This is a genomic window from Candidatus Enterovibrio altilux, assembly GCF_002381345.1.
Lineage (GTDB): Bacteria > Pseudomonadota > Gammaproteobacteria > Enterobacterales > Vibrionaceae > Enterovibrio > Enterovibrio altilux.
The window spans coordinates 357,129-375,819 of sequence record NZ_CP020660.1 but is presented as its reverse complement, the minus strand read 5'-3'; the positions used below and the strand labels follow the sequence as shown (position 1 = coordinate 375,819).

The 18,691-nt window shown below is 38.4% G+C and carries 15 protein-coding genes, 3 tRNA genes and 1 pseudogene; 15 read left to right on the top strand and 4 right to left on the bottom strand.

Annotated features, from left to right (window positions below):
- Positions 1-481: 481 nt before the first annotated feature.
- Together BTN50_RS09280 and BTN50_RS11750 are read left to right on the top strand one after the other, a co-directional pair.
- On the top strand, positions 482-610 hold the full coding sequence (locus BTN50_RS09280) for a hypothetical protein (protein WP_394336761.1): 129 nt from the start codon (positions 482-484) through the stop codon (positions 608-610).
- Between the two features lie 362 nt (positions 611-972).
- A complete protein-coding gene (locus tag BTN50_RS11750; RefSeq protein ID WP_256386975.1) occupies positions 973-1,098 on the top strand; it encodes a hypothetical protein in 126 nt (41 codons plus the stop codon).
- A gap of 355 nt (positions 1,099-1,453) precedes the next feature.
- On the opposite strand, the gene BTN50_RS01600 is transcribed toward BTN50_RS11750, so the two are convergent.
- The gene (locus BTN50_RS01600; protein ID WP_096618783.1) at positions 1,454-2,782 is read right to left on the bottom strand and encodes an NAD(P)/FAD-dependent oxidoreductase; all 1,329 of its coding nucleotides are present in this window, start codon (positions 2,780-2,782) and stop codon (positions 1,454-1,456) included.
- A gap of 251 nt (positions 2,783-3,033) precedes the next feature.
- Positions 3,034-3,631 (bottom strand): annotated as a pseudogene (locus BTN50_RS01595) (transposase).
- Between the two features lie 689 nt (positions 3,632-4,320).
- On the opposite strand from BTN50_RS01595, the gene BTN50_RS09670 reads away from it, so the two are divergent.
- From BTN50_RS09670 to BTN50_RS01560, 7 genes are all read left to right on the top strand, one after another.
- Entirely contained in the window at positions 4,321-4,500 is a 180-nt protein-coding gene (locus tag BTN50_RS09670) for a hypothetical protein (protein ID WP_150137402.1), read from the top strand.
- A gap of 550 nt (positions 4,501-5,050) precedes the next feature.
- Positions 5,051-5,677, top strand: coding sequence for an ADP-ribose diphosphatase (gene nudF, locus BTN50_RS01590; RefSeq protein ID WP_096618782.1), 627 nt, complete (start codon positions 5,051-5,053; stop codon positions 5,675-5,677).
- A gap of 465 nt (positions 5,678-6,142) precedes the next feature.
- Positions 6,143-6,967: a 3',5'-cyclic-AMP phosphodiesterase gene (cpdA, locus tag BTN50_RS01580; RefSeq protein ID WP_096618781.1), complete on the top strand. Its 825-nt coding sequence runs from the start codon at positions 6,143-6,145 to the stop codon at positions 6,965-6,967.
- Positions 6,968-6,969: 2 nt separating this feature from the next.
- Complete coding sequence (yqiA, locus tag BTN50_RS01575; protein ID WP_096618780.1) at positions 6,970-7,548, top strand: esterase YqiA; 579 nt, start codon at positions 6,970-6,972, stop codon at positions 7,546-7,548.
- A 96-nt stretch (positions 7,549-7,644) separates the two neighbouring features.
- The gene (gene parE / locus BTN50_RS01570; protein ID WP_096618779.1) at positions 7,645-9,537 is read left to right on the top strand and encodes a DNA topoisomerase IV subunit B; all 1,893 of its coding nucleotides are present in this window, start codon (positions 7,645-7,647) and stop codon (positions 9,535-9,537) included.
- Between the two features lie 25 nt (positions 9,538-9,562).
- A complete protein-coding gene (gene parC, locus BTN50_RS01565) occupies positions 9,563-11,827 on the top strand; it encodes a DNA topoisomerase IV subunit A (protein WP_096618778.1) in 2,265 nt (754 codons plus the stop codon).
- 194 nt (positions 11,828-12,021) lie between these two features.
- Positions 12,022-12,777 (top strand): 1-acylglycerol-3-phosphate O-acyltransferase, encoded by a 756-nt coding sequence (locus tag BTN50_RS01560; protein ID WP_096618777.1) that lies wholly within the window; start codon positions 12,022-12,024, stop codon positions 12,775-12,777.
- A 408-nt stretch (positions 12,778-13,185) separates the two neighbouring features.
- On the opposite strand, the gene pyrI is transcribed toward BTN50_RS01560, so the two are convergent.
- Both pyrI and pyrB read right to left on the bottom strand, forming a co-directional pair.
- A complete protein-coding gene (gene pyrI / locus BTN50_RS01555; protein ID WP_096618776.1) occupies positions 13,186-13,653 on the bottom strand; it encodes an aspartate carbamoyltransferase regulatory subunit in 468 nt (155 codons plus the stop codon).
- 16 nt (positions 13,654-13,669) lie between these two features.
- Positions 13,670-14,602 (bottom strand): aspartate carbamoyltransferase, encoded by a 933-nt coding sequence (gene pyrB / locus BTN50_RS01550; protein WP_096618775.1) that lies wholly within the window; start codon positions 14,600-14,602, stop codon positions 13,670-13,672.
- A 1,016-nt stretch (positions 14,603-15,618) separates the two neighbouring features.
- Between pyrB and BTN50_RS01540 the strand changes: the two genes are divergently transcribed.
- The 6 genes from BTN50_RS01540 (at position 15,619) to BTN50_RS01520 (ending at position 18,647) form a co-directional block, all read left to right on the top strand.
- Positions 15,619-15,695, top strand: a tRNA-Arg gene (locus tag BTN50_RS01540).
- 39 nt (positions 15,696-15,734) lie between these two features.
- Positions 15,735-15,810, top strand: a tRNA-His gene (locus BTN50_RS01535).
- Between the two features lie 3 nt (positions 15,811-15,813).
- A tRNA-Pro gene (locus tag BTN50_RS01530) sits at positions 15,814-15,890 on the top strand.
- Between the two features lie 699 nt (positions 15,891-16,589).
- Positions 16,590-16,745 carry a hypothetical protein gene (locus BTN50_RS10765; RefSeq protein WP_223823310.1) on the top strand — a complete coding sequence of 52 codons (156 nt, stop codon included), beginning with the start codon at positions 16,590-16,592 and terminating at the stop codon, positions 16,743-16,745.
- Positions 16,712-16,903, top strand: coding sequence for a pyridoxal-dependent decarboxylase (locus BTN50_RS10760; protein ID WP_223823309.1), 192 nt, complete (start codon positions 16,712-16,714; stop codon positions 16,901-16,903). Before BTN50_RS10765 ends, BTN50_RS10760 begins: the two co-directional genes overlap by 34 nt.
- Positions 16,904-17,402: 499 nt before the next feature.
- Positions 17,403-18,647, top strand: a complete 1,245-nt coding sequence (locus BTN50_RS01520) for a carboxynorspermidine synthase (protein WP_096618774.1) — start codon at positions 17,403-17,405, stop codon at positions 18,645-18,647.
- Positions 18,648-18,691 lie beyond the last annotated feature (44 nt).

Sequence of the window (18,691 nt, the reverse complement as noted above, 5' to 3'; positions counted from 1 at the left end):
CAAGACAATCAAATAGACATGGTTTGGAGAGTTAAAGACTTTCAAAAAAGTTCACTGAAAAGTCAGCGCAAGTTCACCGAGACAATTAATGCCCTGTCACCTGCTGTAATGTTCAGTGAAGAAAACTAGCTAAGTATTGGCAACTCTGTTGTTAATAATTCTAAAAGTTTAGGCAAAAAAAGCCCACTCGTTAAAATGGACTTTTTTAAAATGGGGTGACTAAATAAACGAGGTCTTCCATAATTATCCTGCTTAGTTTGATTCTATAGCTGAATAGCTTCTTCATCAATTCAGAATGTTAGTTAACCACGATTGATCAAAACTTAACTATACTTTTTTCAGTTAGTTCTTTCGTAGTGAAACTGGTTCATAGACCTAAATATTTAAGTGAGCCTAACTGTTTCGAGTGTGATTAAAAATTTAGGTCTCTTATTTAGGAAATAAAGCCTGCTATCATAAATGTTCTCTAGCGGAGACAGCAATGGTTCGAGTCAAAAAATTACTCGTAGGGATATTGAGCTTAAGGGATCACAATACTCAGATTAACGTAACTTACGCCATGATAAAAGTGTTAAATAAGTTGATTGGGCTAGGTACGCCTAAAATATAAGCTATGTTTAATAGTGAATCATGTTAAGATTTGTTATCTGAACCCGAATTAGGAAATAAAGCCCTCCCCCTGACTCTGCATGCATCAGCAAACAAGCTAAAAAGGTTAACATCCTGTTTAAGATGCAGATTAAAAGAACCATCCCATACTTAATAATTATTCTACAGGGTTCCAAGTCTACGGAGAAGGTGAATGACAAGTAAAAAAGTATGGCATTGATGGGAAACGACTAGTATGGCGCCAGTTACACTTAGTGGTAGATATAAATACGCATGAAATAATTGCTGCTGAGTTAAGTGCATTGAATGTGACTGATGATGAAATACTATCTAACCTGCTTAAACAGCCTCGCTGAAGAATCAATGAGATATCAGACGAAAGTGCTTAGAATAACCAGACAATATTATGGAATCGTTCGTATTCAACGAGCTGTTCCACTCATCCTACTAAGAAAAGAGCAACTTTTGGAAACGAGATCATATGTGTAATTTAGTGGTCCGTTACTAGGTGTGATACTGTGCAAATTAGTATGGAAAAACGAGGTATAGTTACCATAAATATTTTTATTAAAAACGGCAATGTTGAGAATTAAAAAATTATTGAGAGGGATATTGAGTTTAAGGGATCAGAATACTCAGATTAGTGCAATTTATACCATGATAAAAGCGTTAAATAAGCTGACTGGGCTAGGGATGTCTAAAACATAAGCGCTTGTCTAATAGTGAATCATATTGAAATTTGCTATCTGCATTTAAAGTAGGAAGCAAAGTTTTTAAATTAATGACGTTACATATTCCCCGTTTTTTGCAAACTGGAAAAATAATAATACAGATAGCAACCAAGCTAAATACCCAACTTATCTCGTACGGTGTAATACCAAGCTCCCAACATCGAAAATGGTACGCGAAACATATGTCCACCTGGGAACGGTAAGTGTGGCAACCCAGCAAAAGCATTAAATCGTTCGGTTTGTCCTTTCAGTACCTCTGACATTAATCGACCAAAAAGATGTGTGTAAGTCACACCATGTCCACTGCACCCTTGCGAATAATAGATGTTATTGCCGATTCGTCCCACTTGTGGAAACCGAGAAAGTGTCATTAAAAAATTACCAGTCCAGCTGTAGTGAATTTTTATGTTATCTAGCTGGGGAAAGGTCTTCAGCATTTTGGGCCGAATCATGGCGTTAATGCCTGACGGATTTAGCGCACCATACGCCACTCCACCCCCATAAATCAATCGCTTATCTCCAGATAGTCTATAATAATTTAATAGGTAATTACAATCTTCAACGCAATAATCTTGCGGCAGTATGCTTTTAGCTTGTTTATCCGAAAGCGGTTCTGTCGCGATCACTTGTGTGCCGCAAGGCATCGACTTGGCCTTCAGTTCTGGCACAAGCCCACCTAGATAGGCATTACCCGCCAGAACCAAAAATGCTGCCGTAACCGAGCCTTTATTAGTAAATACTTTCACGGGATCACCATGTTCAATGCGTATCACCGCTGAGCGTTCGTAAATTTTACCACCGAGGTTTTCTACTGCAGTAGCTTCTCCAAGTGCAAGGTTTAATGGATGAATATGCCCCCCGCTTTTATCCAACAACCCCCCCACATAAATATCTGAATTAACTATATTTTTCATGTCTGATTGAGATAACATTTCTAGCTGATTATATCCATAGCGTTCCCATAGGGCTTTTTGCTGGGTTATTTTTTGCAATTGCTTGTTATTCAGTGCTGCAAAAACCCCCCCGTCTTTAAGGTCACATTGAATGCCATATTGAGTGATACGATCACGAATGATCTTGCTTCCTTCAAATGCCATTGTTCCAAATAATATCGCCTGCTTTTTACCTACTATTTTTTCGAGTACGTCAATATCACGACTATAGCTATTAACAATTTGTCCTCCATTTCGTCCAGACGCACCCCATCCCACTTTAGCAGCCTCCAATATCGTCACACGAAATCCTTCCTCAAGGAGATAAAGGGCAGATGAAAGCCCTGTATAACCACCGCCAATAATACATATATCGGTTTTAGCATTTGATGTTAAAGTGTTTCTTAACGGAGATGGATTTGCTGATGCAGCATAATAAGACGACACATGTTCGCTTGCTTGCCTGTGAGCACACTTTGATAAACTACTAAAATTTATTTGTTCCAGCATGATATATACACCCTTTCATTTAAGTATAATAATGTTTTTTGAAAATTCGTTTCATTTCTTTTTGGGGTTTTTGCATTGCTTAATGAGCGATGTACCATGATAAAAACACAAAAAATAACATTACTAAAATAATGATGATTACTAATTACATGAATGTTTTTAGTGAAAGACCAAACTTAACATATAAAAAATTTTAGTGAGCTTTGTTTCCTAATGTGAGTTCAGATAATAGATCCCAACATGATTCACTATTAGACAATCGTTTTTGTGTTAGATGTACCTAGTCCTGTCAGCTTATTTAACGCTTTTACTATGGAGTAAGTGTTGCTAATTTGAGCATTATAATTTTTTAAGCTTAATGTCCCTACCAGTAGTTCTTTAACTCGAAACATTGTCGTTTTTGATAGAGAATATTTATAGTAACTATACCTCATTTTTCAATGCAAGTTTGAACTGTATAGCTGATGCCAGACTTGCCATTTCCCATCAGCACCACATTTTTACTTTTCATTTTTCTTCACCGTAAACCTTGAGCCCCATAGAATCAATATTTAAGTGCTGGATGCCTCCTTTGTTCTTAGTCTTGAACGTGACGTTAATCGTTTTGGCTCGTTTGCTAATGCATAAATAATGAGGTCATGACAATGACAGTTGAACAAGTTTGAAAATAGAATTAATGAATTCTTTAAGACATCTCAATGGTAGTGAAAATGTGCATTTAACCATGAAAACCACCGTAATGGCTCAGTCGCTAAACAAACTAGGTCTTCCATCATTACTCTGTTTAGTGTGATTCCATAACTAAATAGCTTTTTCATCAATACAGAATGTTAGCTAGCCATGATTGATTAAAGCTTGATTATACTGCTTCTAGTTAGTTATTTTGTTGCGGAGATTGTTCATAGACCTGAATATTTAAGTGAGCCTTACTGTTGAGAGTTTTGATTAAAAAAATTTAGTTTCCTTATTTAGACAATACAGCCGGTTATCATAAATTTTCTCCAGCAGAGATAGCAACGGTTCGAGTCAAAAAATTATTGGTAGGTAGATCGAGCCTAAGGAACTATACAATTTATATTAATTAAACTGGTGCAATGATAAAAGCATTAAATATGATGACAAGAATAAGTATACCTAAAACGAAATCGATTGTTTAAGAGTGCATTATGTAAAAATTTGTTATCTGAATTTGAATTAGGAAAAAAGTCACTAGTAGTTAAATAAAGGAGGTTTCCCACGATAATACAGTTTAGCCATTACAGTGGTTTTCATGGTTAAATGTGTATTTTTAATACTATTGCGAGGTTTATAAGGATTCATTATTTTTATTTTCAAACTTGCTTAACTGCCGTCTTCATGCTCTGCATTATTAATGCAGTAGCAAACAAACTAAAATAGTTAATGTCACGTTCAAGACGAAGAATAAAGAAATCATATAGTACTTAGCCATTGATGCTGCGGAGCTAAAAATCTACGGTGAAGTTGAATGGTAAGTCAAAAAGCATGGTACTGGTGGCAAACGGCGAGTTTGATGCAACTTGCATGTAGCGGCAGATATAAATACGCATACAATCATTGTTGCTGAGTTAAGTTCATCAAATGTAACTAACAGTGCAATGTTACCTAATTTATGCCAAATTTATCGAAAAATCAATGTAATATCAGGCAATAGAGTTTACGAGACCAGACAATGTTACGAAACTGTTCGGATTAAATGAGTGATTCCATTCATCTTACCAAAAAAAGGAGCAATTTTTGAAAATGAGTTATTCGTATAATCTAGCGGTTAGTTACCAGAAATTATACGGTTCAAATCAGCGTTGGGAAGCGAAGTATGGTTACCATAAATGTTTCTTATCAGATATTGTAATGTTTTGAATTAAAAAATTTTTGGAGGAACATTAAGCTTTAAGAGGGCATAATGCTTAGGTTAGCAAAATTTACGCTAGGATAAAAGCATTAAATAAGATGACTCGGCTAGGTATGCTGAACATGAAAGAGATTGCATAATAGTGAATCATATTTGGGATTTATTATCTGAATTCTAATTAGGGAACAAAGCCCAAAAAGTATCCACTTTTACCATAAATTATGCACCCTTACTGAATACTAACAATATGATAGGTTAGTGAAAAAAATTGAATGTAAAATGATCGGTATTAAATTGGGATTCAAATTATTCTGTAATCTATGCCAAAAAAGTAGAGGTTTATGATTGCAGTATACGGGATGGAATCGCTATTATTTATCTTTTAATATAAGCGCTATATGGGTGAGTGTATCCTACAGGAAATACAGTTAAACCAGTTTGGCAAACATGATGTTCAGATTGATCAAAGTGACCTTGTATATAATGGTTACTTTAAGATAGTAAAATATCGCTTTCGTTATCGTTTGTTTGCTGGTGGTTGGAGCAAAACTGTTGAACGTGAGCTGTTTGAACGTGGACAAGCGGCTGCTATGCTTCCCTACGATGTGGCCAATGATAATATTATATTGATTGAGCAAATTCGCATTGGAGCAATGGTCGCCAATGTAGAGCCATGGCAATTAGAAATCGTTGCTGGAATCATCGATAAGGATGAAACACCTGATATGGTAGCAATTCGGGAATCAGAAGAAGAAGCTGGATTGCTTGTGGAAAATCTTATTCCTATCACAAGCTATTTATCAAGTTCAGGTGGGTGCTCAGAGCGTATTCATCTTTACCTGGGTCAGGTTGATGTTTCTACTGCTAGTGGTATTCACGGATTACCAAAAAAAAGCGAAGACATTTTGGTGCACATTGTACCGAGAGAGATGGCGTATCAATGGGTGCTTAATGGCAAGATCGAAAATGCGGCATCAATTATTGCATTGCAGTGGTTGATGTTGAATGTAGAAAGTTTACGTTAGTAATCCCGTGACTACACTGCATTAATATTACGATTATGTCGTGAAATAAGGGTATGGGGTTGGCCTGAGTATCTTTAATTCGAATACACGAAATTAATTATGCCAAACTGCTAAGGCTAATGTCACATTAGGTTGATAGTAGTAAATGTTGCGACTATGAAATATAAGGCATTGCATTTTAAGTTGATGTTGTATAATCAATTCAATATATAACATTGTTGAATCTTTGGCAGTATGGGGATGTGTTAGCGTATTTGCGAGTACGATTGGTTGTTTGTATGTATCATCATGCGGATGTAGCTGCGTTATTACTATTCTAACCTGCACATGCTTCAGCGAGATGAAAAACATGAAGTTAACGTATTCTCTCTGATTGGTTGGTCTATTGTCTGCGAGTTAAATGACATGCGATGTTGTGGTGCAACACAATATATTAGTGCTTACTTATATCAGGATTTTTAAACGTTGCGGATTCGTCATCTATTTAGCCAGGACAACCATACTATTCGGTTGCTGCAAATAACGGATACTCATCTTTTCGCAGACCCTCATGGTAGTTTACTGGGGGTAAATACTGTAGCTAGCTATAAAGCGGTTATTGGCGAAATCAGAGACCAATACATTGTCTTTGATGCCATAATTGCAACCGGTGATTTATCACAAGATCATTCTGCAGAATCATATCAACATTTTGCGGATGGTATTTCTGGATGGATCCAACCCTGCTATTGGTTACCGGGGAATCATGACTGTCAGCTAGAGATGCTGGCTGTGCTCAACCAATCTACTTTGGTACGTTGTGAGCAAGTATTGTTAGGTGAGCATTGGCAAATGATTATTTTAGATAGCCAAGTCAAGGGTGTTCCACATGGTTATGTGTCCAATAAACAGCTGATGCTTCTTGAACAGACATTAATATCGCAACCCAAAAGACATGCGCTTGTGTTATTGCACCATCATCCGTTGTCAGTAGGCAGTGCTTGGCTTGATCAGCATCAGTTACATAACCAAGGTGTATTTTGGTTATGTATCGAAAGACACAATAATATTAAGGGTATCGTGTGTGGACATATTCATCAAGCGCTTGATATCCAATATGCGGGTCTACGCGTAATGGCTGCGCCATCTACATGCATTCAATTTTTACCTGATTCTGATGATTTCGCGCTAGATTCTACAAACCCGGGGTGGCGAGAAATTTCGTTGCACCAAGACGGAACGATAATCAGTAAAATTGGACGCATAAAAGGGAGTGGCTTCCATCCTGATATGAATTCTTCTGGATATTAAATATGTCGGTGATGTTACTTTATATTCATGGATTTAACAGTTCTCCACTTTCCGTTAAGGCACAGCAAATACAGCATTGGTGCAAGGTTCATCGTCCAGACATAAAGCTGGTAGTTCCTCGGTTAGCTTGTTATCCTGCTGCCGTGGTTACTCAACTTATAACCCTTGTTAATGCTTATAGAGGTAACTATCGCATTGGTTTGGTAGGCAGCTCTTTAGGTGGGTATTTTTCGACGTGGCTACATAGTAAATATGGATTTTCAGCTGTTCTAGTCAATCCGGCCGTTAAACCTTATGAATTACTGGTTGATTACTTGGGACCACAGCAAAATCCTTATACGGGAGAACAGTACCTACTGAAATCTTATCATATGGATGAATTAAGCACATTGAATACCAAATTTATCTACCATCCGGAATCTTTATGGTTGTTACAGCAGACAGGAGATGAAGTATTAGATTACCGCCAGGCTGTTGCTAAATATCAAGGGTGTAAGCAAACTATTGAAGCAGGTGGTAGTCATGCCTTTATTGGCTTTGAAAGATACTTCGCTGAAATTATTCAATTTTTGGGACTGTGAGTATGTTTCACAGAATGTTCTCGTGAACTGTGCCAGTATCGGACACGCGAACGAGCTATCATAAGCCATGTGAGAAACTTAGAAAACCATTTAGTTATGACAGAGCAAATTTATAATGCGGAATCCATTGAAATTCTCAATGGCCTAGAACCAGTACGTCGCCGTCCTGGTATGTATACGGATACAATTTGTCCTAATCATCTTGGTCAGGAAGTGATTGATAATAGTGTTGATGAGGTACTGGCAGGGTATGCTGGTAAAGTTGAAGTTATTCTTCATGCGGATCAGTCCCTTGAAGTTATTGATGACGGCCGGGGCATGCCAGTTGATATTCATCCTAAAGAAGGAATGTCTGGTGTTGAGTTGATCCTGTGTAAATTGCATGCTGGAGGTAAATTTTCGAATGATAGCTACCAATTTAGTGGTGGTTTGCATGGCGTTGGCATTTCAGTGGTTAATGCGCTGTCTAGTCGAATTGAAGTGTCTGTTAAACGTGATGGTCAGGTGTACAGCATTGCGTTTGAACATGGCAAAAAAGTGCAAGAGTTGACGGTAACAGGAACTTGTGGTCGTCGAGCTCAAGGGACGCGCGTTCATTTTTGGCCTGATATGTCTTACTTTGAGTCGCCAAAATTTTCGATTTCGCGCCTCAAAAGTACTCTTAAAGCAAAAGCAGTTCTGTGTTCAGGATTAGAAGTCGTTTTTACTGACAAGAATACCAATGAGATGATTAGATGGTATTATAAAAATGGTCTTAAGGACTATATTGCAGAAGGCGTAAGAGGCTATAAGCTTTTACCCGATGAGCCGTATGTTGGTAACTTTATTGCGTCGCATGAAGCGGCTGATTGGGCTATCGTTTGGTTACCTGAAGGTGGTGAACTGATTACTGAAAGCTACGTTAACTTAATTCCTACGACACAAGGAGGTATGCACGTTAATGGTTTACGGCAAGGTTTGCTTGACGTGATACGTGAGTTTTGTGAATTCCGTAGCTTGCTGCCACGTGGCGTTAAGCTGATGGCTGATGATATCTGGGACCGATGTGCCTATGTGTTGTCAGTGAAGATCCAAGACCCACAGTTTGTTGGCCAGACTAAAGAGCGGTTGTCTTCACGCCAATGCGTGGCATTCGTGTCTGGTGTAGTGAAAAATTCATTTAGTCTTTGGTTGAATGAGCGTCCACAATTGGCAGAACAGTTGGCAGAAATTTGCATTGCTAATGCACATAAACGTATGCGTGTTGCGAAGAAAGTAGTGCGCAAAAAGGTGGCGTCAGGTCCAGCACTTCCAGGTAAATTGGCTGATTGTTCTGTGCAAGATTTGGCACGTACGGAATTGTTCCTTGTCGAGGGTGACTCAGCGGGAGGTTCTGCTAAACAAGCGCGTAATCGCGAATTTCAAGCTATAATGCCGCTGCGTGGTAAAATCTTAAATACATGGGAAGTGTCAGCTGATGAGGTGCTGGCGTCAAAGGAAGTATATGACATTTCAGTTGCTCTAGGGATTGATCCTGACAGTGACGATCTGAGTGGATTGCGTTACGGTAAAGTATGTATTCTTGCGGATGCAGATTCGGATGGCCTACACATAGCGGCACTGCTTTGTGCACTATTTTTTAAACATTTTCAAGCTCTGGTGGCTGCATGCCATGTGTATGTGGCAATGCCCCCTTTGTATCGTATTGATTGTGGTAATAAAGTTTTTTATGCTCTTGATGATGTCGAAAAAGCTGGAATTTTGAAAAATCTTAGCCCAAAACGCGCCAAAATTGATATTCAAAGATTTAAAGGTCTGGGTGAAATGAATCCACTCCAGCTTCGTGAAACCACTATGGATCCTAATACCCGTCGTTTGGTGCAGCTTATCGTCGATGACCATAATGAAACGGATCGCATGATGGATATGTTGCTTGGAAAAAAGCGCTCAAAAGATCGTTGTTATTGGTTGCAAAAAAAAGGTGACATGGCCGTACTGGCAGATATTTAACTGAATTTTAGGATAGAGCATTTTAATGAGTGATATCACTTATAATGGTGTCGAGCAGCTTCCACTCAGAAAATTTACTGAGGATGCATACCTCAATTACTCTATGTATGTCATAATGGACCGCGCATTACCATTTATCGGTGATGGTCTGAAGCCAGTACAACGGCGCATTATTTATGCCATGTCTGAGCTCGGTTTATTGGCAACTGCAAAATACAAAAAATCTGCTCGTACTGTGGGAGATGTGTTAGGTAAATATCACCCCCATGGTGACACTGCATGTTATGAGGCCATGGTATTGATGGCACAACCATTTTCATATCGTTATCCACTGGTTGATGGTCATGGTAATTGGGGTGCTCCAGATGACCCGAAGTCGTTCGCTGCGATGCGTTATACTGAGTCACGTTTGTCTCATTTTTCTGAAATTTTGCTGGATGAAATTAGTCAAGGTACAGTAAATTGGCAGCCGAACTTCGATGGTACAATGAAAGAACCTAAAACCATGCCAGCGCGTTTGCCACATATACTCTTGAATGGTGTGACAGGCATTGCTGTTGGTATGGCGACAGACATCCCTCCTCATAACGTGCGTGAGATAACGAATGCAGTGGTGGCTCTTATTGACACGCCAAAGCTTTGTTTGGATGGCGTGCTGGAATATGTGAAAGGTCCTGATTACCCAACGAAAGCAGAAATTATTACCTCAATGGTAGAACTGAGGAAATTATATCGCAGTGGTAAAGGTTCTGTGCGTATGCGAGCTTGTTGGCATAAAGAAAATTATAATATCGTAATCAGTGCGTTACCGCATCAGGTTTCTGGTGCAAAATTACTTGAGCAAATTGCAAATCAAATGCGTGCAAAGAAACTACCTATGGTAGAAGATCTTCGTGATGAATCGGATCATGAAAATCCTACGCGTATTGTGATTGTGTTACGTTCAGAGCGTATTGATTGTGATCAGCTCATGCATCACTTGTTTGCAACAACGGATCTTGAGCGTAGCTATCGTACCAATTTGAATATGATTGGTCTTGATGGTCATCCTCAAGTCAAAGGTTTATTGCAAATTTTGACTGAATGGATTGAGTTTAGGCGTAACATAGTACGCCGCCGTCTGCAATATCGTTTAGATAATGTACTGGTTCGCCTGCACCTCCTTGATGGCTTATTGGTTGCATACCTGAATATTGACGAAATCATCGAGATTATACGTACAGAAGATAATCCGCAAACGAAGCTGATGCAGCACTTTGAACTGAGCACTTGTCAAGTTGACACTATTCTTGACATTAAACTCCGTCAGTTAGTCAAATTAGAAGAAATTAAAATTCGTGCTGAGCAAGACGGATTGCGCAAAGAATGTGAGGAGTTGAATAAACTGTTGGGCTCTGAATGTCGCATGAACAAGTTGTTAAAAAAAGAACTTATGGCTGATGCTGATAAGTATGGTGATGTTCGTCGATCGCCCTTGGTTGAGCGCGAAGAAGCGAAAGCAATGACAGAGCGTGACTTAGTTCCAAATGAATCAATTACGGTTGTGTTATCAGATAAAGGATGGATCCGTCATGCGAAAGGGCATGACGTTGATCCAACTACATTAAACTATAAGTTAGGCGACAGTTATTTTGCTGCGGCGCGGGGGAAAAGTAGCCAGCTAGTTGTTTGCGTTGGTACTGATGGTCGAAGTTATGCACTTGAATCATATAATTTGCCAGCTGCACGAAGTCAAGGTGAACCAATTACAGGACGCCTGAATATCACTGCTGGTACGACAATTCGTCATGTATTGATGGGTGATAATGAAAATTTGATATTAATGGCATCGGATGCTGGATATGGTTTTGTGTGTAAATATGATGATTTATTGTCAAAAAATCGAAGTGGTAAAGCCTTATTAAGTTTACCTCAAGCCTCAGAAGTGATGCCGCCTCAGCAAGTGTTTGATATTGATAGTGATGATATCGTTGGTATCACTAATAAAGGTCATATGCTAGTTTTCCCGGTGAAAGAATTATCTCAGCTGAGCAAGGGAAAAGGGAATAAAATCATTAATATTCCTCCGGCCCGAACTAAAACGCGAGAAGAGTTACTGGCTCAGCTGTTTATTGTACCAGCAGGTTCAACAGTTATATTGCATGCAGGTAAACGTAAGTTGTCACTGAAACCAGTAGATATGGATAACTTCCGTGGTGAGCGAGGTAAACGGGGCTCAATGTTACCGCGAGGTCTGCAGCATATCACTGCGATAGAAATTTTAATTACAGGTTCCGTACCTACTACTTAGATTGTATTGAGGGAAGCGTAATCACACAATTCTCAATTAGGAAAGATTTTGAGTCGGTTAATTTATAAATAGATGAATTTTTTTAGTGCATACGAATATTATTTAAAGTTTTATTTAAGCGTACAAGAGTACGTTATAAATCATAGTAGCAGTTATATTTCTACTGCGTGACTCATTGACTTTAGGAGAAAAAAATGTATTTAATACTACGGCTGTTGGCTGTCGTGTTATTTGCGACTGTTATGCTTATTTTCGGTTGTGGTTACTGTCTCTTTAGCCCAAGAAATCCTAAAAACGTTTACACTGTGGGACGTTGGTTCGGCAAAATGTCTCGTGTGTTTGGTATTAAACTTGAGCTACGTCAATCTGCAGCATCAAAAGCAGTGGGAACTTGTGTGTATATTGCTAATCATCAAAGTAATTGGGATTTAGTGACAGTATCCAATGCTGTACGTCCAGGTGCGGTGACTGTTGGTAAAAAGAACCTCGCTTATATCCCTATCTTTGGCGCCTTGTACTGGTTGACGGGAAATATTTTGATTGACCGCAACAACCGAAGTAAATCGATAGGTACTATTGGGCAAGTTATAGACAAGGTAAAAAAGATCAACGTATCAGTCTGGCTGTTTCCTGAAGGCACACGTTCACATGGCCGTGGCATATTGCCATTCAAAACGGGTGCATTCCATGCTGCGATTGGTGCGGGTGTGCCGATTGTGCCGATTGTTTGTAGTTCTACAAAAAATTTGAAAGTATCTCGTGGGGATAACGGTTACATTATTGTCGAGTTAATGGATCCTATTTCAATTGAAGGCTATGGTAAGAAAAATGTCCGTGAATTGGCACAACATTGTCATAATGTTATGTCGACACATCTGGTAGAATTAGATGCTGAAGTAACTGAGTTGAATCAAAAAAATGAAGTGAAGAAGTCTCATAACATCAGCTGATCTTACATAACCAAGCACCCTTAGGTAACTTAAATAAGGTGCAGGACTAGCTGCGAACTGTAATGGTTGGAGTTCATCAGCCCATAGTTTTAGGCAAACGCGCACTCTTTACATAGGAACGCACAGGTTAGTGTTCACCATCGTTTTTATCAACAAAATTATCGTATCCTTTATTTGCTGTGGTAAACTCTTTGGCTATCGAAATAAAGGCTATTTAGCCTGATTTATTTTAATTATGTTTTTCCTGAATTTATGCATTTGGGTGGAAATCGAGTTAACATCTAGTCTGTGTCATGCTTTTTAAGCAAAGTACACATTTTTAGAAATATAAGTGGTTGAATATTATGATGCAGTAACGAGATAAAAGCTATTATAAACATTATTTTTTGTATATATAAATATAATATTTTAGTTACTGCCGGTCATGGTTACACGTGAAAATATTTTTTCACAGTATTTACATTTTAGATGCAGATCATTTGTTTTGTTTACGATGATGAAACTACTAGTTACAGCTCTTTCATCATGGGTAATACAGTTTGTATTTGGACAGTTGAACACGTCTATAATTGTGTCTGGTAGCGCTAACGGCAATTTGGCAATAACAGTATAGTTCTTAATTTGGTTTACTGTTGCTTGTGGTGCATATATAGCTAGCTGCTTTGTCTGCTCTGTACTAATGAAAAAATTTTCAATTTTGATCAAGTCTTTTGCACCCAGCGCAGAAGAAGGCAAATTTAGACCAATTATAACACGTTCATTAGTTTTGTACAGTTTGAACCGCTTCATGACTTTAAAGGCAATATGCGCTGGAATATGGTCAATGACAGTGCCATTTTTAATAGCTTCAACTTGTAGTTTATAACCTTTACTCATAATATTCACTCCTGTCCTAAAGCCCTTCATTAATTACTAGTATCAATAATGCTTGGCGAGCATAGATTCCGTTTTTTGCCTGCTGAAAATAGTAGGCATACGGTGTTTTATCGATCGCAATGGTGATTTCATTGATGCGTGGCAGGGGGTGAAGAACTTTGAAATTTTTGCGTGCATGTTCTAGTGCTGGTGTGTCGAGTATGCAGGAAGCTTTAATGTGTGCATATTCAGACTCATCATCGAAGCGCTCTTTTTGTACACGAGTCATGTAGAGAATATCGAGGTCTGGAACCACTTCTTCAATCGTGGTATGCAAGCTGTATTTAATGCCAGTTTCATCCAGTTCTTCTAAAATGTAGTTAGGCATTGCCAGCTCTTCAGGTGTAATAAAATAGAGATAATTATTGGTGAATTTTGATAGTGCTTGAGTTAGTGAGTGCACGACTCGACTGTATTTAAGGTCACCTACCATTGCGATGTCTAGGTTATCCAAGCGTCCTTGTGTTTCATGAATACTAAAGAGATCAAGAAGGGTTTGTGATGGATGCTGGTTTGTACCATCACCACCATTAATTACGGGTATACCATTAGAAAATTCAGATGCCAAGCGTGCAGCGCCTTCTTTAGGATGGCGCATGACGAAAGCATCTACATATGCAGAGATGACCTGTATAGTGTCAGAAAGTGTCTCGCCTTTTTTACCTAAAGAAGTATTATCACCATCAGGAAAACCAATTACAGTGCCACCAAGGCGTTGTACGGCTGTTTCGAATGATAGACGTGTGCGGGTGGAGGCTTCAAAAAAACAACATGCGACTACTTTATTTTTTAATAACGTAGGATGGGATTGTCTTTTTAGTTTACCTGCCGTTTCAACGATTAGTTCCAATTCTTCTCGGGATAACTCCAAAATTGAGATAATGTGTTTATGATACAGCGAGGTCGTCATGTTTGTTTTCTTTTTATGATTTATTGTGAGTAAAAGAACAAAAAGGATACTAATACCATATAATGGTATATATGTAATCATACTGTATAACACTAAATAATCACTATAAATGATACATTTATTTGGAACGGGTGTAAGCATTGGTTATAAATGGTAATGTGTGCTAGTTAGGCTGTGTTTCCTAATTCGAGCTTAGAGAGAAAACTTTAATATTATGAACTGTTAGATGAGCGCTTTCATGTTAGAGATATCTAGCCTTATCAGTTTGTTTAACGTTTTTATCATGGTGTATGTTTCGCTAATCTGGGCATTGTAATCTCTTAGGCTCAATGTTCCTTCGAATAGTTTTTTGATTTAAAATATTGCCGTCTTTGGTAGGGAATATTTATGGTAATCATACTCCGCTTTTCAATGTTGATTGGAACCGTATAATTTCTGGCAACTTGTGTCAGACTCATCGTTTCCCATTATTACCCTGCTTAGTTTGATTCCATAGCTAAATGGCTTTTGTATTAATCTAGAGTATTAGTGAGCCACGATTGATTAAATCTTGATTATATTGCTTTTAGTTGGTTGTTTTGTAGATAAGTTGATCCATAGGCCTGAACATTCAAGTGAATTTAGCTGTTTAGAGCATAGATTAATACTTTAGTTCCCTAATTTAAAAAATAAATTGAAATTTTCATAATGATAAAAGCATTCAATAAGCTAAGAAGACTAGGTATGCCTAAAACGCAAGTGATCGTCTAATAGTTAATTATGCTAGGATTTACTATCTAAACTCGCATGAAGAGACAAAATCTAACTATGTAGCAAAACCGTAATTAAGTTAACTTCGTGTAAATATTAAATGATTATAGTTCTTTAGATTATTGCTTCAAACCGTTATGCTCACTATTACTTGTATGGATTTTATTTTGATGAATAAAAAAAAGACCATTTAGGTAAAAATTCTAAAAAGTTCTAGACGGCAAGAAGCGATCCACGTAGTATCCGACTCCGTAATTAAGAACAAAGCACCCGTAGCTCAACTGGATAGAGCGTTGGTCTCCGGAGCCAAAGGTCGTAGGTTCGAATCCTGTCGGGTGCACCAAACCAAAAAATGGAAGTCATTAGGCAAAAAGATAATGTGGTGGTTATAGCTCAGTTGGTAGAGCTCTGGATTGTGATTTCAGTTGTCGCGGGTTCGAGTCCCGCTAGCCACCCCACTTCGGTGAATAGCGCAGTTTGGTAGCGCATCTGGTTTGGGACCAGAGGGTCGGGGGTTCGAATCCCTCTTCACCGACCATGTTTAGGGAAAGCCCGATCTGATTGAGAGGGCTATTTCGTATTTATTTTAGTAAACGATTAAATTGCATAAATTATAATCTAGCATTATCGAACTTCAAAACATACATAAACATTTGTTTATTCAAATGAAACTTTAATTACCCGTAGTTCACTAATATTTGGGGTTGATGCAGAAGCCATTTAGTTATGGAATTAAACCATGCAGGATAATCATGGGAGATCTTGTTTATTTAGTGATTTAGTCAGGTTTTGTTTTTTTTACTCTAGTTTAGAGAGCAAATTTCAACATGATTCACTATTAAAGCATTGCTTTTATTTTAGGCGTACCTAACGCTATCAGCGTATTTAAATCTTTGATCATGACGTAGCTTCACTAATCTGCGCATTAACGGATTGGCTATGTCAACGTTTTGACTTTGATGATAACGCTGATGGTGTTTGCACCAATGATGGTACACAAAGTAACCGTGTGGGGTTATTGATGGCGCGTAACCATGCAATCAAAAATCATTTCAGACGCAGATGTGCAGAAAGATAGTTTACCAAATTATACAAATAAACTGCGTATTATAAGCTCAAAAAATTTTTACTTCACTATACGAAAATTTGCGTCATTACTGAGGCTGGGTGGCATGCAATTGTTAGTGTTGGTACCTATAGCGATGGCACTATGGATATTGAACCAGCCGATGCGGTTTTGGTTACGTTGAAAGCCGAAGGTTTAATCCCTTTCGCCATAATGGGTACGGTAAGCACGACAGATCATGGTGTGATTCACAGTTTAGATGACGCCGCGACGTTGGCAAAAAAACATGGCTTATGGGTGCAGCTTATGGTGGTGCGCCAATATTAAGTAACCATTATGCCCGTTTGGAAGGCATTGAACGTGCAAATTCACTAACTGTAGATTTTCACAAAATGTTCTTTCAACCAATTAGCTGTAGTACCGTGCTGCTCAAAAATAAAAACCACTTTGAGTATATTCAACATAACGCCTATTATCTCAATTAAGAAGAAGATATACTTCTTACTTTAGATTGATAAATCTGTCGTGACAATATGCCGCTTTGATGCACTAAAATTATGGCTTATCTTACAGAATGTAAGACCTCAAACGCTAGGTTTAATGGTTGATCACTTGCTACGCTAAACTCAACTTATTGCTGATATGGTGAACAACTGTTTGCAGTTTGAGCTATTAGTAGCTCCATGTTTATCAATGATTTTGCTTAGGTATGTGTGCATAAATGAAGACTTTAACCTTGATTATTTCAATAAGTAAATCCGGTTGGATGCTCTGGTGAAACTGTGGTCAATGAAAACGTCACTCTCAAGTTCACGCCCTCAATCCATGGTTGCAGTTAAGTGATTTCGATAATTTGTTGAATAAAGTAGAGAACCTTGCGAACGATGCAGTTCAGCAATTTTAGGGTTAATAACTAAGTGTGATGCCTTGAAAGGATTACTGGTTAGTAAAGACATCAAACTGCTTGAAAAGGAACTGAAGAATATGACAATTTTACAAATTGGTGCTGGCGGTGTTGGTTGGGTTATTGCGCACAAAGCGGCACAGAATAATGATATACTTGGTGATATCACTATTGCATCGCGCACGGTTAGTAAATCTGATGCGATAATTGCGTCGATCAAAAGACATCATAATTTAAAGGATTCTCGCCGAAAACTTAAATCACGAACTGTTGATGCTTATGATATCAATGCGCTTATTACATTAATCCAAAATGTAAAACCTAACTTGGTGATTAATGCTGGCCCCCCGCGGGTTAATATGAGCATCATGGAAGCATGTTATCAAGCAAAAGTATCATACCTTGATACGTCAGCAGCGGTTGATCTTTATTCTGAAGGCCAGCAAGTCCCTCAAGCTTATGACTGGCAATGGAACTATCGAAAGAGATTCAAAGAAGCAGGTATTACAGGGATTCTTGGCGCGGGCTTCGATCCGGGCGTAGTAAGTGTGTTTGCGGCATATGCGGTAAAACACTTATTCGATGAAATTGATACTATTGATGTCATGGATGTTAATGCGGGAAACCACGGTAAGAACTTTGCAACCAACTTCGATCCAGAAACCAACATGCTAGAGATCCAGGGTGATTCTTTCTACTGGGAAAATGGTAAATGGGAACAAGTGGCGTGCCATACTCGCATGATGGAATTTGAATTCCCGCTAGTGGGTAGCCATAAAGTTTACTCGATGGCCCATGATGAAGTACGTTCAATGAAGGAGTTTATTCCTGCAAAACGGATAGAATTTTGGATGGGTTTTAGTCACTCTTACTTAAACTACTTTAACTGTATGCGTGATATTGGTTTATTGAGCCCAAATGCGATCACGCTGCAAGATGGTACAGTGGTTGAACCGTTAAAAGTACTGAAAACTTTGTTGCCTGATCCAACGTCTTTAGCACCTGACTATACGGGTAAAACTTGTATTGGCACGTGGGTGCAAGGCAAGAAAAATAACAAAATGCGCAGCGTATTTATTTATAACAATGCCGATCACAAAGTGGCATACAAAGATGTTGAGCATCAGGCGATTGCGTACACTACAGGTATTCCTGCGATTACTGCTGCATTGCTTTATTTTAAAGGCGTATGGAATGGCAAGGGGGTGTTCAATATGGAACAACTTGATCCTGATCCATTCCTCGAACTGTTACCATTAATTGGTCTTGATTGGAGTGTGAAAGAGCTAGAGCCTCAATCTCCTATTATTAATATTCTTAAGTAAGTTTAAGATTAGGCCTGCGATATTTTTAATAAATATTGTGGGTT